The following is a 15,525-nucleotide window of genomic DNA, read 5'->3' on the forward strand; positions in this document are numbered from 1 at the left end:
GACCCCGAGGTGCAGTCATGAGCACATCCGTCGTCGTCCCATCTTCGCCACCCCAGCCCACCCAACCCGGGCCCAGCCACCCCCGCCCCGCGGCGGCCATCGATCCGGGCGCCTACCCCGACGCCCTCCGCCCCCTCGCGCCCGTGGTGGGCGCCGATCTCATCACGCCGCTCGCGGCGGGCGGCGAACTCCGCTATGCGAACCTCGACTACGCGGCCTCGGCGCCTGCCCTGACCCAGGTCGCCGACTATCTCAACGAGGTGCTCCCCTACTACGCGAGCGTCCACCGCGGCGCGGGCTACGCGTCCCAGGTCAGCACGTCCGTGTACGAGAACGCGCGCGGGATCGTGCGTGACTTCCTTGGCGCGCGGCCGGACGACGAGGTCGTCTTCACCCGCAACACGACAGATGCCCTCAACCTCCTCGCGGGCTGCGTCCCCGGCGCAGGGGACGTGCTCTACCTGGACATCGAGCACCACGCGAACCTTCTGCCGTGGCAGGCCCGCCCGCACCGCAGCGTCGTTGCGGCACGGACCCTCGCCGAGACGCTTGAGCGCGTGCGCGCGTGGCTCAAGGCCGGCGAGGTCAGCCTCCTCGCGGTCACGGGTGCGTCCAACATCACGGGCGAGATCCTGCCGATCGCCGAGCTCGCCCGGCTCGCCCATGAGCACGGCGCGCGGATCGTGGTCGACGCCGCCCAGCTCGCCCCGCACCGCCGGATCGACATCGCGGGAACGGACATCGACTACGTCGCCTTCTCGGGGCACAAGCTCTACGCCCCGTTCGGCGCGGGTGTCCTCGTGGGGCGCAGCGACTGGCTCGACGCAGGCCATCCCTACCTCGCGGGCGGCGGCGCGGTGCGGGAGGTTCGGCTCGACTCCGTGGCCTGGGCAGATGGACCGGCCCGGCACGAAGCCGGGTCCCCCAACGTGCTCGGCGCCGCGACGCTCGCGAAGGCGGCCCAGGTGATCGCGGGCCTGGACGAGGGCGCGTGGCATCGCCACGAGCAACAGCTCCGGGCAGCGCTCGTGGCGGGCCTCGGCGAGATCGAGGGCGTCACGGTCCAGCGGCTCTTCGAGGACTCCGATCCAGGTGCGGGCCCCGCGTCGCACGGCTCCGTGGGCATCGTCAACTTCTCCGTCGCGGGGCACGACGCGGGGCTCACGGCCGCCTACCTCTCGGCCGAACACGGCGTCGGCCTGCGCGACGGGCGCTTCTGCGCGCACCCCGCGCTGCGCCGGCTCGGCCTCCCGTCCGGCTCGCTGCGCGCGAGCTTCGGCCTCGGCTCGCGCCTCGAGGACGTCGAGCGCCTCGTCGCCGGCGTCCGGGACCTCGTCGACCACGGAGTCCGGCTCGACTACAGCGTCGACTCGGGCCGCTGGGTTCCCACGAATGACGCGCGGCCGTTCCCCGTGTGGGCGCCCAACACGCCGGGCACGGCGGGCGCCGCTCCCTGTACCGCCGAGGACTGAGACCGCCGAAGACTGAGCCCACTGGCCGCTAGCCCGCTTCCGCAGCGTCCGCCTCGAGCGCCGCATTCCCGGTAGATTCGACTCCACAGAGCGGAGGAATCGCCCGGCACTCGCGGGCGCCCAGCCCAGGGAGGCACAGGCAGCATGGCGCGCGGCGGACCCAAGTTCGGCGACGAACGACGGCGGGAGCTCGCCGAGGCGTTCATGGCCGGCGGGGAGCACTACGAAAAGGTCCGTCCGGGCTACCCCGACGCGGCCGTCGACTGGCTCGTGCCGCCCGGGGCCGCGACCGCCGTCGACCTCGGCGCCGGCACCGGCAAGCTCTCGGCGCTCCTCGCAGCGCGCGGACTCCGCGTCACGGCCATCGACCCGAGCCCAGACATGCTCGCCGAGCTGCGGCGGCTCCACCCCGGGGTGGAGACCGTCGTCGCCCCGGCGGAGGCGACGGGACTGCCAGCCGGCTCGGCGGACCTCGTCGTCGCGGCGCAGGCCTGGCACTGGTTCGACGCGGCCGCCGCGACGCGCGAGGCGGTGCGCCTCCTCACGCCGGGCGGGCGCGCGGGGCTCGTGTGGAATCAGCTCGATACGGCCGTGCCGTGGGTCCACCGGCTCTCCCGGATCATGCACGCCGGCGACGTCCACAAGCCCGATTACCACCCGCCGTCAGGCCCCGAGCTGACCGACTGGGAGTCCGCGGCTTTCCCGTGGGAAGATCCGATCACCCCCGAGGGCATCGTCGAGCTCACGAAGTCGCGCAGCTACTACCTGCGCGCGAGCCAGAAGCACCGGGAGCGCGTCGAGGCCAATCTCGCGTGGTACCTGTTCGAGCACCTCGGCCATCGGCCGGGCGAGCCGATGCTGCTCCCGTACATCACGCAGGCTTGGCGGGCCGTCTCGGCGGGTCGCTGACCGCGACTCCTTGTGTCCTGAGCGCCGCGCTCCTAGAATTTAGGCATACCGAAATTCTAGGATGAGGGGCGCAAAAGTGAGCAAGACCGGTCCGGTAGCCGCAGCGCGGCCCACGCCGCGCGCGTCGTGGCGCGCCGCCCTCGCTCTTCTCGGACCAGCCTTCGTCGCCTCGATCGCGTACGTCGACCCCGGCAACGTGGCCGCGAACCTCACCGCCGGCGCGCGGTACGGCTACCTGCTCGTGTGGGTCCTCGTGCTGGCGAACGCCATGGCGATGCTGGTCCAGTACCAGTCCGCGAAGCTCGGCATCGTCACCGGCCGCACGCTCCCCGAACTCCTCGCCGAGCGCATGCGGCCCTCGTCCCGCCGGCTGTATTGGCTTCAGGCCGAGGTCGTGGCCCTCGCGACGGATCTCGCGGAGGTGGTGGGCGGGGCCATCGCCCTCCAGCTCCTGTTCCGTGTTCCGCTCCCGCTCGGGGCCGTGATCGTGGGCGGCGTGTCGATGGCGATCCTCGCGATTCAGGACCGGCGCACCCAGCAGCGCTTCGAGGTCGCGATCATCGGGCTCCTCGCCGTCATCACCATCGGCTTCCTCGCGGGACTCGCCGTGAGCCCGCTCTCACCCTCGGCGATCGCGTCCGGGCTCGTGCCGCGCTTCGACGGCCCGGACACTGTGCTCCTCGCGGCGTCGATGCTCGGCGCGACCGTCATGCCGCACGCCATCTACGTGCACTCGGCCCTCTCCCGCGATCGGCACCGCGCCGATCCGCACACGCACGTGCCGCCCACCGCCGTCGCCCGCCTCCTACGGGGGACGCGCGCGGACGTCGTCATCGCGCTCGGGCTCGCGGGCGTGGTGAACGTCGGAATGCTCCTGCTCGCGGCGTCGACGCTCGGCGGCCGCGCGGGGACGGACACGATCGAGGGTGCGCATGCCTCGATCGAAGGCGCGCTCGGGCCGTTCGTGGGTACGGTCTTCGCGATCGGGCTGCTCGCGAGCGGCCTCGCGTCGACCGCCGTCGGCTCGTACGCCGGCGCGACGATCATGGAGGGGCTCCTGCGTCGGCGCGTCTCCGTCGTCGTTCGCCGTCTCGTGACGCTCGTGCCCTCGGTCGTGCTGCTCGCTGTCGGACTCGACCCGACGATGTCGCTCGTGGTGAGCCAGGTGGTGCTGAGCTTCGGGATTCCCTTCGCGCTCGTCCCGCTCGTCCGGCTCACGTCGAACCGGAGACTTGTGGGACGCTTCGCGACGTCGGGCTGGACCGTTGCCGCCGCCTGGGCGAGCGCGGGGCTCGTCGTCATGCTCAATCTCGTACTCGTGTGGCTCACGTTCACGTCGGGCGCCTGAAGGCGGCGTACCGGTAGGCTAAACGCGTGAAGAGCCAGCCATCCTCCTCGATCGAGGACTACGTGAAGGTCATCTACTCCTTCACGGAGTGGCAGGACAAGCCCATCACGTCGTCACAGCTCGCCCTGCGGCTCGGGGTCGCGAATTCTTCCGTCTCAGAGATGGTGCGCAAGCTCAAGGACCAAGGGCTCGTGGACCATCAGCCCTACGGAGCCGTGCGGCTCACAGACGCAGGTACCCGCCTCGCCCTCACGATGGTGCGGCGGCATCGGCTGCTCGAAACGTTCCTCGTCCACGAGCTCGGCTACAGCTGGGACGAGGTCCATGACGAGGCTGAGCAGCTCGAGCACGCGGTCTCCGACACGTTCGTCGAGCGGCTCGCCGAGAAGCTCGGCCACCCCGACCGCGACCCGCACGGCGACCCCATCCCGACACCCACGGGGCGTGTCGAGCATCCGCCGGCCCTCCGCCTCGGCGAGCTCGACCCGGGGCACGAGGGGCGGATCACCCGCATCAGCGACGACGACCCGGAGATGCTGCGGTACCTCGCGCGAGAGCACATCGTGCTCGACACGGCCGTCCACGTGGTACGGCGCAAGCCGTTCGGTGGGCCGCTCGTGGTCCGGATCGGCGCAGGGAGCGGGGCCCACGATTTCGACGTGCCGGATTCGATCGCGTCCTCGCTATGGGTGCGAAGCGACACACCGCACGAAGGCTGCACCCTCGAACACGCCTGATGGCTTCAGAGCACACCCTGTCCTGAACCTCAGCACGCCTCAGTCCTTCCGTCGAAGCCAGAACGAGACCACCATGTTCGCGAGCGCGACGGCGCCCATGACCTCGGCAAGCAGCAACTCGCCCGCCGCCGCGAGCGCGAGAGCCGCCGCAGCGAACATTCCAAGCGAGGCGAGCGGGAGCCACGGCCACGGGATCCGGCGCCCGGCGCGCGGGGCAAAGAACAGGCCCCACAGCACCATCGCGAGGAGCGGGAAGCCGACCCCCGCCACGACGGCGAGCGGTGGCGCCACGTGGAACCCCGCATACGCGAGCGCGGCGAGCATCGAGACCTCGAGCAGGAAGGCCACGGTGGCGTTGGCGGCCGCCCACCGGCCGGATGGCACGTCTCCCGGGCCCCCTGTACGGCGCCGGGAGCGCACCCTTGGAGAGTTCGTTCCATGCCGCATGAGGCGATCCTAGCCGCCAGTCCCGCTCTCGTCGCCGACCGCGGGTGCCTCGCCGGGAATCGGTTCAAGAGGGGACTTCGGGTTGCGGATCCACACGGCCGAGCACAGCGCGCTCGCGGCGAGCAGCCCCGCGGCGGCGAGCATGCCGCGGCGGAACCCGGCGTCGTCGAGCGCGCCGCCCATGATTCCGCCGGCCGCCGCGATGCACACGAGCGACGCGACGCGCGCCACCGCGTTGTTGACCGCTGAGCCGATGCCGGAGGACTCGACCGGGACCGCGCCGAGGACTGCGGCCGTGAGCGGGGCGACCATGATCGAGAGGCCAAGACCGAACAGGATCACGGGGCCGAGGATGTCCCGCCAGTAATCGAGCGGGGGGGTCTCGAGCGCCATCCAGGCATAGGCAAGCGCGCCAATCGCTGGGCCGAGGGCCATCGGCACGCGCGGGCCGATGCGGGCGCCGACACGTGCGGCCGTGGGCGAGAGGAAAAGCAGGGAAAGCGTAGCGGGCAGGAGCCCGAGGCCCGCCTCGAACGCGTGCAGCCCCATGCGCTGCTGGAGGTACAGGCCCAAGACGAAGAAGCCCATCCCGAGGGCACCGTACGCCCACAGGGTCGAGACGTTGCCCGCGGCAAAATTGCGCTCCCGGAAGAGCGCGAGCGGGAGCATGGGAAACGCCGTCGTCCGCTGGCGCACCACGAACCCCGCGCCCGCCGCGACCCCGACCACGAGACATCCGACGACGAGCGGGTCGTTCCAGCCGCGCGCGCCCTGCTCGATGAGCCCCAGCACGAGCCCGCCCAGACTCACGACGCCGAGCACCGCGCCGAGCACATCGAGCCGCCCCTCGGGAGTCGGGGGCGGAGCCCCTCGACGGAGCGCCACGAGCGGGCGCCACATGAGCGCGGCCGGGATGACGTTGACGAGGAAGACAAGGCGCCACGTCGCGAGGTCGACGGCGGCCCCGCCCACGAACGGCGCGGCGACGGCGGCCGCGGACGTCCACGCCGTCCAGAGCCCGATCATCCGGGCGCGGATCGTGCCGCTGGCCGAGGCCATGATGAGCGCAAGCGCGCTCGGAGTGACCACCGCAGCGGCCGTCCCCTGGAGCACGCGTGCGACGACGAGGACCCACTCGTTCCAGGCGAGGCCGCACACCACGGACATGACAGTGAACGCGACGACGCCGATCTCGAGGACCCGTGCCCTGCCGTAGCGGTCCGCGACCGATCCCGCCGCGAGAATGAGTGCGCCGAGCGTCAGGAGATAACCGTCCACGACCCACTGCTGGAACACGAGACCGCCGCCGAGCTCGCGCCCCATCGCCGGCAGGGCGAGGTTCACGGCGCTCGAGTCGAGGATCACGAGACAGCTCGACAGCACGGCCACGAACAGCACCCGTCGCTGCAGCGGAGTCATGGCAGCGGATTCGGCCTCGGGGAGCGTCACACGCCCATCCTGCCCGCTCGGCGCCGTGACGTCGAGCAGCCCGCGCCGCGTCCGGCCTGCGCTCTGGCGGTCAGCCCACGGCCTGCCGCATCGCGGCCGCGAGCGCCTTGCCCAGGACCTCGGCGCCCATCCCGTTCGGATGAATCCCGTCCCGGGTCAGCCCCGGCACGTAGTGTGTGCCCTCACGCAGGCCCGCGGTCGCGTCCGTCCACGTCCACCCGTGGGCGAGGACGGCGGCGCGGAGCGCAGCATTGAACGCGACCGTGGCGTCCGGGGCGCCGTTGCGCGGCGGCACCGCGGAGACGATCACTCGCGGCGCGCCCGCGGTTTGGGCGATCCGCTCGAGATTCGCGACCGTTTGCCCGAAGGGGACGCCGACCGCGAGATCGTGGGTGCCCGCGAGGATCACGAGAACGTCCGCCGTGACGGGCTTGACGTTCGCCGCCATGTTCGCGGTCTTCGCACCGCCCAGAGCCCAGCCGCCCGCGAACACGAGCGTCGGGGACTTCGCGTAGGTGACCCATGAGAGGCCCCCGGTCCACCCTGTCGAAAAGTCGGGGCTGTCCCCCTGCGTGATGGAATCTCCCACCGCGGCGAACCTGATCACGCCACTGTGCCCCGCCGGCGCATCCTGGTGTGCGGCTGCAGGATCCGCAAGGACCGCGAGCCATGCGAAGATCGCCATCGCCAGCAGCGCCACCGCGCCCGAAATCTGCCACCGCAGCCGCCCGGTGCGCACCGCGGCATCACCCCCATAAATTCACATAATCCGATAGCACAGTACCGGCTGAGCGGCAGAGCCGCCCGGGCCGAAAGTCCCGTCCGTCGGGGCGACTTTCGCCCGGGAGCTGGCCAACAGCCTGAATGTCAGGGCAGGGTGAGATGATCCAGCGGTCCGCCAGGACAACGAAACCAGGCTACGAGGAGGAGATTCCCATGTCCGATCAGCGCGAGCCAGAGTCCCAGACGGCGCCCGGGGTGCCGCTCGAGGGATCCAACCGGCCACCAGCCCCCGGCCTCATCTCCCACGGCCCCGCCGACCCTTCCCAGCAGATCGAGGTGACGGTCGTCCTCCGGCGGCGCGCCGCGCTTCCCGCACAGCCCGGCTCCGAGCCGATCACCCGAGAGGACCTTGCCGCGAACTACGGCGCCTCGGACGCTGATGTGCTCCTCGCGACTGAGACCTTCACGCGTCTGGGCGCTGAGGTACTCGAGGCTGACCCAGCGTCGCGTCGTCTCCGCCTTGCCGGAACAGTCGGCCAACTCGGCGGCATCTTCGGCGCGAGCCTTGAGGAGGCGACGAGCACAGCGCCCGACGGCGCTCCCGTCCAGCACAGGCACCGCACGGGAGACCTTCGCATCCCGGCAGACTTGGTGGGAATCGTCACGGCGGTCCTCGGTCTCGACGACCGTCCGCAAGCCCGCGCGCAGTTCCGCGCGATCCCGCTCGCGGCCGCCACCACGAGCTACAGCCCGCCCGACCTCGGGAAGATCTACAGCTTCCCGACCGGCACCGACGGGACCGGGCAAACCGTGGCTATCCTCGAACTCGGAGGCGGATTCGCCCGGACGGACCTAGACACTTATTTCGCCGGGCTCGGGCTGAGCACACCTACCGTCGCGGCCGTCGGCATCGACGGCGCCTCCAACCGGCCGGGGCAAGAGCCCCAAGGCGCCGACGGCGAAGTGCTCCTCGACATCGAGGTCGTCGGGGCGTTGGCTCCCAAGGCGTCCATCGTGGTCTACTTCGCGCCCAACACCGACGCAGGATTCCTCGACGCGCTCGCAGCCGCATCGCATGCCTCGCCCACGCCCTCTGCCATCAGCATCAGCTGGGGTCAGAGCGAGGACGCCTGGACCGCCCAGGCCCGGACCGCGCTCGACCAGGCCCTCGCCGACGCCGCGGCACTCGGGGTCACAGTAACCGCGGCCGCGGGCGATCGAGGCAGCGCCGACGGCGCCACCGACGGCAAGAACCACGCGGACTTCCCGGCCTCGAGCCGGCACGCCCTGGCGTGCGGAGGGACGCGTCTCGAGGCCGATCCTGCCACGGGGTCGATCGCCTCGGAGACCGTTTGGAACGATGGGCCCAACTCCGCCACGGGAGGCGGGTACAGCGACATCTTCCCGGTGCCGGCATGGCAGAGCGCGCTGCCGCCGCATGCCGCACACCCCAGGCCGAAGCCCCCGCATGCCCCGAGCGGGCGCGGCGTCCCGGACGTCAGCGCGGTCGCGGATCCGCAGACCGGGTACAGGGTGCGGGTCGATGGGGCCGACATGGTCATCGGCGGAACCAGTGCGGTCGCTCCGCTCTGGGCGGCCCTCATCGCGCGACTCGCGCAGGCGACCAATCGGAGGTTCGGGCTCGCCCAGCCCCTGCTCTACTCCCTGAAGGGCGGATTCCGAGACATCACCACCGGCAACAACGGCGCCTACCACGCGGGGCCCGGCTGGGATCCCTGCACGGGCCTTGGCAGCCCCGAAGGCGCCGCCCTGCTGGGAGCCATCACCTCCGGCCACTGATCTCGCGAGGTATCTGCTGCCCTTGACGGCTTCTCCGGGTGAAATTCCCCACGGAAATGCGGTTGAGGGCAACAGAATCCATGTGAGGAGTTACTCGAAGACAGCTGAGGCCCGGAATCACAAGGATTCCGGGCCTCAGCATAGTGGAGATGGGGGTGTGTGAATTCAGGACATCGTTCACACATGAGTCGGGACATGCTTCACAGGTGATCGTTCCCCGGTGAGTCGGGACATCGTTTACGGCCTCGGGGGTGAGTCGCGACATCGTTCACACCTCCTCGGGCCCGAGCATGGGCCATGTCGAAGAACAAGGTCATCGTCCTCGCGGTCCTGGAAGGCGGAATGTCCAAGGCCGAGGCCGCCCGCCGCTACGGGGTCACCCGCCGCTGGGTCCACGAGCTCATCCAGCGCTACAGCGAACACGGCCCCGAGGGCCTCGAGGCACGCTCACGCCGACCCCGCACCAGCCCTCAGGCCACGAGCGAGGACATACGAGACCGGGTCCTGGCCCTGCGGGCCGAGCTCGCCGCTGCAGGCCTGGACGCCGGCCCGGCCACGATCCGATGGCATCTGGAGAAGGACAGCGGCACGGCCCCGGCCGTCTCCACCATCCGGCGGATCATCACCGCCGCGGGCCTCGTCACCCCAGAACCGCGCAAGCGCCCCAAGTCGTCCCTGCGCCGCTTCGCCGCCGCCCAGCCGAATGAGACCTGGCAGTCAGACTTCACCCACTGGCACCTCGCCGACGGCACCGACACCGAGGTCATCGACTTCCTCGACGACCACTCCCGGGCCCTGCTCCACCTCACCGCACACCCCAGAATCACCGGCCCCATCGTGGTCGAGGCCTTCCTCGACACCGCCAACGAGTACGGGTTCCCGGCCAGCACCCTGACCGACAACGGCATGGTCTACACCACCCGCCTCGCCGGCGGCCGCGGCGGACGCAACGCCTTCGAAACCCTCCTCGCCTCCCTCGGGATCACCCAGAAGAACGGGTCCCCCGGCCACCCCCAGACCCAGGGCAAGATCTGTGAAGATCGGAATCAGCGCTGTGCCGGTCCCGGTCTGACTCCGGCCAAGGTATGACCACGGTGTCCTGCGTTCGATTTGTCGGCCGGCTCCGGTGCAGCGTCGCGGGGCACGCCGACCGGACGGGACTGACCTGATAGGAGCTTGGACTAGAAGCCCCGTCACAGACTTGTCGCCCGCCCGGCCGGTTTCGCTCCATCCGTCAGAACAGCCCTACGGAAGAGCGGATTCCAGCATGACAATCCAACCCGTCCCCGAGTCAACCGTCGTCCGAGTCATCGGCGGCGTCGACACCCACAAGAACACGCACTACGCGGCCGCGGTCGACGATCACGGCCGCTTCCTCGGCCATCGCGAGTTCCCGGCGAATGACCACGGCTATCAGCAACTGCTGGCCTGGATGCACGAGCACGGCGAGGTCCTCGCTATCGGTGTTGAAAGCACCGGCTGCTTCGGGGCCGCGCTTAGCCGCTTCCTCACCGCCGAGGCGATCCAAGTGGTCGAGGTCAACCGGCCGAACCGGCTCGCCCGTCGCATGGACGGGAAGTCGGACAGGCTCGACGCCGAACAGATTGCCCGAGCAGTGCTTGGACAGACATCGACCGCGACCCCGAAGGCCAAGTCCGGCGTCGTCGAAGTCATCCGGACGCTTCGGGTCACCCGCACCAGCGCCGTGAAGGCCCGCACCAGCACCTTCAACACGCTCTGGGGCGTGATGATCGGAGCGCCATCGCCGCTGCGCGATGAGCTGGTCGAGCTGAGCAAGAAGACCCTGGTCAACCGATGCCTGCGGCTGCGTCCGGAGTCCGATGACCTGCTGGGCTTGGCCGCCGCCCCTGATCGCCTACTGTTGGCCGGTGTCAAGACCGCCTTACGAGACCTGGCACGACGCTGGAAGCAGCTCGACGAGGAGGTCAAGACACTGAACAAGCAGATTGACGCGCTCGTGCGGGCCACCGCACCCGATCTGGTCGGACTGCACGGAGTCGGGGTCGAGATCGCCGGCCAGTTCCTCGTCACCGCCGGCGACAACGCCGAGCGGATCCGCAGCGAAGCCGCCTTCGCCAAACTCTGCGGCGTCGCACCGCAGCCCGCCAGCAGCGGCCGCACGACCGGACGGCACCGACTCAGCCGCGGCGGCGACCGGGCCGCGAACAGTGCCCTCTACATCGTCGCCATCGTCCGGATGCGACACCACCAGCCCACCCGCATCTACGTCGAACGACGCACGGCAGAAGGCCTCAGCAAACGCGAGATCATCCGCTGCCTGAAGCGCTACATCGCCCGGGAGATCTACAGAAACCTCCCACGTCCAGCACTCAAGCACCAGCAAGCACCATCGCTCCAAACAGCGGCTTGACGAACATAGGAGCATCGAGCGCTTCCACCAGACCCTCAAGAAATGGCTCCAAGGCCAGCCCGAGGCCCACACCCTGACCGACCTGAACGAGCTCCTGGCCAAGTTCCGCCGCATCTACAACCACGAACGACCCCACCGCGCCCTGGGCCGGCACACCCCAGCCGAGGCCTACGCCGCGACCCCCAAGGCCGCACCCGCGACAGCCGCCCAGGGGGAACTTCCGCGTCCGCACCGACCGCGTCGACGCCGACGGCAAGGCCACCCTCCGCCACGCCGGACGACTCCGACACCTCGGCATCGGACGCGCCCACAAGCACCAGCGCATCCTCCTGCTCGTCCAGGATGCCGACGTCACCGCCATCGAACACGGCACCGGAGAGATCCTCGCCGAATTCACCATCGACCCGACCAAGGGCTACCAGCCGAAAAAACAGAACACCCCCGGTCCGAGGACCGGGGGTGTTACCGATGTCGCGACTCATCCGTGAAGGATGTCCCGCTTCATCACATAGTGGAGATGGGGGGAATTGAACCCCCGTCCGATGCGGCTTTGTCAGGGCTTCTCCGGGCGCAGTATGCGTCGGGATTTCTCGGCCCCAGCCATCATGCACACAAGTGGCTGACCCGGGCCCAGTCATCTAAAGTCCCAGCAGCCCCAATGACGAGGACTGCCAGCAGTGGCTATCTAAATGACGCCAGATTCCGGGACGACAGCATTCCCGGGCTGACGGACTTGTCCGCTACTTAGGCAGCGAGAGCGAAGTCAGTGCGCTTAGAGTTGGCACTTATTGGTTTGCAGAGAGCGTTGACGAGATGACTCTGCATCCTCGGCCCGCTTCACCTGTCGCGACCAACATCGTCGAAACCGATCATCCCCTATTCGGTTATCAAACCGACCGGCATGCCTCGCGGATTGCCGGAACAACTAGTATAGCGCGTTCATGGGCCCCGGCATTCCCGTCGCGGCGCCACGGAGACGCCACGGGACCTCGGGCTCAATGCGGCAGCAGCCCCGATGTGCCCTTGGCCTCGAGCACCGCGAGGGCGGCGGTGTCTACCGTCCGCGCGAAGCCGGGATCGCCCTTGGCCCTGTCGACGATCCCCTGCCAGACGCGGGGCGCGAGGGTCTGGTTCGTGCAGAGCACCATGGTGCCGCCAGCGCCGAGGAAGTCGGCCCCGCGGTGTTCGAGGGCGAACCCCGAGAGCTGCGCAGCGTCGCACACGTCGTCGGAGATGACGATTCCGCGGAACCCAAGATCACCGCGCAGCATGCCCTGAATGACGGTGGACGAGAACACGGCGTAGTGATTCGGATCGATCGCGGGATACAAGGCGTTCGAGATCATCGTCCACGACGCGCCCGCACGCACCGCGTCGGCGAAGGGTGCGAGATATGAGTCGCCGCGGTTCGTTGCGGAATCCGTGACGTCAGTCCCGAAATCGGTGTTGGCCGTGACTCGGCCCAGGCCCGGGAAGTGCTTGGGCGTGGTCGCCACGCCCGCGTCCGCCAGGCCGCGCATCACGGCGAGCCCGTGGTCCGACACGGACGACGGCGCGAACCCGAACTCGCGCTCGTACTTCCCGATCGGCGTGTTCTGCGGCGCGAAGCTCGCGGATGGCACAGTGTCGAGGACCGGGGCGAGGTCCAGGTTGACCCCGACCGACGCGAGCTCGCGCCCCCACTGGGCAGCCGCGCCGCGCAGCGCGGCGGGGTCCATGGCACCCTGCGCGAGCGCCGGAGGGATCGCCGAGAAGCCCGGACCAGTGAGGATCTGGATCTGGCCTCCCTCCTGGTCGGTCGAGATGTACTGCCCGACTCCGGCCGTCGCGTCCGGCGTCGCGTGCGCCCGCACCGCCTTGACGGCGCTGCCCACGGCGCCCGCACCCGCCGTCGTCCGCCCCTTGAGGAAGACGTTGCCGATGTGAAGCCGCGTCATCGCGTCGGTGGCGGCCTGGTCCGGGCCGCCGACCGGCGAGCTGACCATCATGATCTGGCCGACGCGCTGCTCGAGGCTCATGCCACCGAGGATCTGCTGCGCGCGGCCCTGAGGATCGCTCAACGGAGCAGCGGGCGACGGCGTCGACTCACCCTCGGCGGTCGGGCTCACCGCCGCGGGGTCAGCACCAGAGCCGGGGGCCGCCGTCGTCTGGGCGGGTGGCGCGGATGGTGACGTCGGGGCGCCCTCCGACACCGAACTCCCGCTCACGAGTCCGGGCGCAAAGATGAGCACCACCGCAGCGACGAGCAGAACACCCGCCGCCAAGGCCAATCTCAACTTCAGGTTTCCCTGTGGCACGATCCTCTCCCACCTGCATTCCGGCCCTGGCGCCGGCGCAAGGCTCGCGCCTCGGGTCAGCGTCGGTTGCGCGCCCTCATCTCGCGAAGGGCCTCACGGTTGTCCTGCTTCTCGCGCAGCGCCTGGCGCTTGTCGTAGTCCCTCTTGCCTCGTGCAAGCGCGATCTCGACCTTGGCGCGGCCCTCGTTGAAGTAGACCTGCAACGGGACCACGGTGAGGCCCTGCTCGTTCACCTTGTTCTCGATCCGCGTGAGCTCCTCGCGATGAAGCAGGAGCTTGCGGCGGCGACGGGCCGAATGATTCGTCCAGCTGCCCTGGGTGTATTCGGGGATATTGACCGCCTCGAGCCACAGCTCACCGTTGGTGAACGTGCAGAAGCCGTCGGCCAAGGAGATGTGCCCCTCGCGGAGGGACTTCACCTCGGTTCCCATGAGAGCAATCCCAGCCTCCCATGTGTCGAGAATGTGGTAGTCGTGCCGGGCCTTGCGGTTGGTGGCTACCGCCTTCCGGCCGCTTTCCTTAGGCACGGCTCGTGCACTCCTCACTCGGGATGAATCGGGATGGGCGAGGCAGCAAAGTCCCCGGCGAACCCCAAAATTCTACCCTAACGGCTCTAGAGAAGAGTCATGGGGTCGACGGCCTTGCCGTTGAGCCACGTCTCGAAGTGGGCGTGGCACCCGGTCGAGTTGCCCGTGCTGCCCGAATACGCGATGAGCTGCCCCTGAGCCACGCTCTGCCCGGCGGAGACGACCACGCTCGAGTTGTGGTAGTACACCGTGGTCAGCGAGTTCCCCTGAATCACGCCGTGCGAGATCATGACGGTCCACCCGCCACCACCTGTGGTCCACCCGCCGACGGTGACGGTGCCCGCGGCTGCGGCGTAGACGGGCGTGCCACACGGCGCGCCGAAGTCCACGCCCGTGTGCATGTAGCCACCGGTCCCGAAGAAGTCGATGGTCCCGGGCGGCGTCGCCCGCCAGCCGAAGCCGGACGTGATCGGGATGTCGTACGAGAACGGGTGCCGGAGGCCGAACGCGGACGGCGAACCGACCTGCGTCGACTGATTCCGCGCGGCCTGCTCGGCGAGCCACTGCTCACGAAGGCGCCGGTCGCGGTCCGCGATCTGGGCCGCGATGGCGTCCTGCTGGGTCTTGACGTCGGCGATCTGCTTCTGGATAGCGGGCCGCTGGGCCTCGAGCTGCTGACTGAGCCGGTCGGTGTCCGCGACGAGCTTGTCCACGGCGGCCTTCTTCGCAGCGGCGTCGTCTCGGGCGGCCTGCTCGCGCTTGAGGGCCGCGTCCGCCTGGGCCTTGAGGTCCCGAATCTGCGCCTCGATGGCCGCGAGCCGCGCCTGGGCGTTGACGTTGGCAGCGTTCTGCTGGGACAGCCGCTCAAGTTCCGCGTTCTGGCTCCTGAGGGCCTGATCCGCGAGGTCGATGTTGTCCGTGAGACTTCCGCCGTTCGCGGAACCGAAGATGAGGCTGAGGTTGGACGGGACGCCGCCGGACTTGTAGGCCTGGGTCGCGATCTGCCCGATGAGCTTCTTGGTCTCCTCGACCTTGCCCTTGTCGTCCTCAATCTGCTGGGTGATCTTGGCCTTGTCCTGCTGTGCGGCGTCCACGCGCACGGCGAGCGCCTCCGCCTCCTTCGTGGCGGTCGCGACGCGCCCCTGAGCGTCGAGCAAAGCCTGCTGTGCCCCGGGGATCTGTGCCTTGGCGTTCGCGAGATCCGCGGCGGTCTGGGAGATCCGCCCGTCAAGGAACTCCAGCGAGCCCTGGACCTGTTGCGCCTGCTGGTCGAGCTGCGCCTTCTGGTTGTCCAGATCGTCGGCGCCCGCGGGACCCGACGCCGCGACACTCAGCGCAAGGGCGAAGGCAACCGCCGCGGCTGGGCCACGGAGACGCGCCCCGGTGGTTCGGCGGCGAAAGGACGGGCGTTTCACGGGAGCCAT

Annotated in this window: 12 protein-coding genes, 1 other RNA gene and 2 pseudogenes; 8 read left to right on the forward strand and 7 right to left on the reverse strand. The window is 69.7% G+C overall.

Annotation, left to right across the window (positions count from 1 at the left end; all coding sequences use genetic code 11):
- The first annotated feature begins 17 nt into the window (after positions 1-17).
- From ACOKR1_RS14150 to ACOKR1_RS14165, 4 genes are all read left to right on the forward strand, one after another.
- A complete protein-coding gene (locus ACOKR1_RS14150) occupies positions 18-1,472 on the forward strand; it encodes an aminotransferase class V-fold PLP-dependent enzyme (RefSeq protein WP_422933642.1) in 1,455 nt (484 codons plus the stop codon).
- A gap of 144 nt (positions 1,473-1,616) precedes the next feature.
- On the forward strand, positions 1,617-2,381 hold the full coding sequence (locus ACOKR1_RS14155; RefSeq protein WP_422933643.1) for a class I SAM-dependent methyltransferase: 765 nt from the start codon (positions 1,617-1,619) through the stop codon (positions 2,379-2,381).
- Positions 2,382-2,457: 76 nt separating this feature from the next.
- Positions 2,458-3,729 (forward strand): Nramp family divalent metal transporter, encoded by a 1,272-nt coding sequence (locus ACOKR1_RS14160; protein WP_422933644.1) that lies wholly within the window; start codon positions 2,458-2,460, stop codon positions 3,727-3,729.
- 26 nt (positions 3,730-3,755) lie between these two features.
- Positions 3,756-4,466, forward strand: coding sequence for a metal-dependent transcriptional regulator (locus ACOKR1_RS14165; RefSeq protein ID WP_422933645.1), 711 nt, complete (start codon positions 3,756-3,758; stop codon positions 4,464-4,466).
- Between the two features lie 39 nt (positions 4,467-4,505).
- Here ACOKR1_RS14165 and ACOKR1_RS14170 read toward each other — a convergent pair whose 3' ends face one another.
- From ACOKR1_RS14170 to ACOKR1_RS14180, 3 genes are all read right to left on the reverse strand, one after another.
- Positions 4,506-4,850 (reverse strand): YrdB family protein, encoded by a 345-nt coding sequence (locus tag ACOKR1_RS14170; protein ID WP_422933646.1) that lies wholly within the window; start codon positions 4,848-4,850, stop codon positions 4,506-4,508.
- A gap of 72 nt (positions 4,851-4,922) precedes the next feature.
- Positions 4,923-6,362, reverse strand: a complete 1,440-nt coding sequence (locus ACOKR1_RS14175; RefSeq protein ID WP_422933647.1) for an MFS transporter — start codon at positions 6,360-6,362, stop codon at positions 4,923-4,925.
- 70 nt (positions 6,363-6,432) lie between these two features.
- A complete protein-coding gene (locus ACOKR1_RS14180) occupies positions 6,433-7,101 on the reverse strand; it encodes an SGNH/GDSL hydrolase family protein (protein WP_422933648.1) in 669 nt (222 codons plus the stop codon).
- Positions 7,102-7,298: 197 nt separating this feature from the next.
- Between ACOKR1_RS14180 and ACOKR1_RS14185 the strand changes: the two genes are divergently transcribed.
- The 4 genes and pseudogenes from ACOKR1_RS14185 to ACOKR1_RS14200 form a co-directional block, all read left to right on the forward strand.
- On the forward strand, positions 7,299-8,885 hold the full coding sequence (locus ACOKR1_RS14185) for a S53 family peptidase (RefSeq protein ID WP_422933649.1): 1,587 nt from the start codon (positions 7,299-7,301) through the stop codon (positions 8,883-8,885).
- Positions 8,886-9,182: 297 nt separating this feature from the next.
- A pseudogene (locus ACOKR1_RS14190) lies at positions 9,183-9,917 on the forward strand (DDE-type integrase/transposase/recombinase); the annotation flags it as partial.
- A 235-nt stretch (positions 9,918-10,152) separates the two neighbouring features.
- Positions 10,153-11,277 (forward strand): IS110 family transposase, encoded by a 1,125-nt coding sequence (locus ACOKR1_RS14195; protein WP_422936549.1) that lies wholly within the window; start codon positions 10,153-10,155, stop codon positions 11,275-11,277.
- A 13-nt stretch (positions 11,278-11,290) separates the two neighbouring features.
- A pseudogene (locus tag ACOKR1_RS14200) lies at positions 11,291-11,377 on the forward strand (hypothetical protein); the annotation flags it as partial.
- 409 nt (positions 11,378-11,786) lie between these two features.
- Here the strand turns inward: ACOKR1_RS14200 and ssrA are convergent.
- The 4 genes from ssrA to ACOKR1_RS14220 form a co-directional block, all read right to left on the reverse strand.
- Positions 11,787-12,154: a transfer-messenger RNA gene (ssrA, locus tag ACOKR1_RS14205) on the reverse strand.
- A gap of 118 nt (positions 12,155-12,272) precedes the next feature.
- Positions 12,273-13,553: a glycoside hydrolase family 3 N-terminal domain-containing protein gene (locus ACOKR1_RS14210; protein WP_422933650.1), complete on the reverse strand. Its 1,281-nt coding sequence runs from the start codon at positions 13,551-13,553 to the stop codon at positions 12,273-12,275.
- A 77-nt stretch (positions 13,554-13,630) separates the two neighbouring features.
- Positions 13,631-14,101: an SsrA-binding protein SmpB gene (gene smpB / locus ACOKR1_RS14215; protein ID WP_415853639.1), complete on the reverse strand. Its 471-nt coding sequence runs from the start codon at positions 14,099-14,101 to the stop codon at positions 13,631-13,633.
- An 86-nt stretch (positions 14,102-14,187) separates the two neighbouring features.
- Positions 14,188-15,525: a peptidoglycan DD-metalloendopeptidase family protein gene (locus ACOKR1_RS14220; protein ID WP_422933651.1), complete on the reverse strand. Its 1,338-nt coding sequence runs from the start codon at positions 15,523-15,525 to the stop codon at positions 14,188-14,190.

The organism is Sinomonas sp. P47F7 (genome assembly GCF_049332655.1).
In the GTDB taxonomy this organism is placed as follows: domain Bacteria; phylum Actinomycetota; class Actinomycetes; order Actinomycetales; family Micrococcaceae; genus Sinomonas.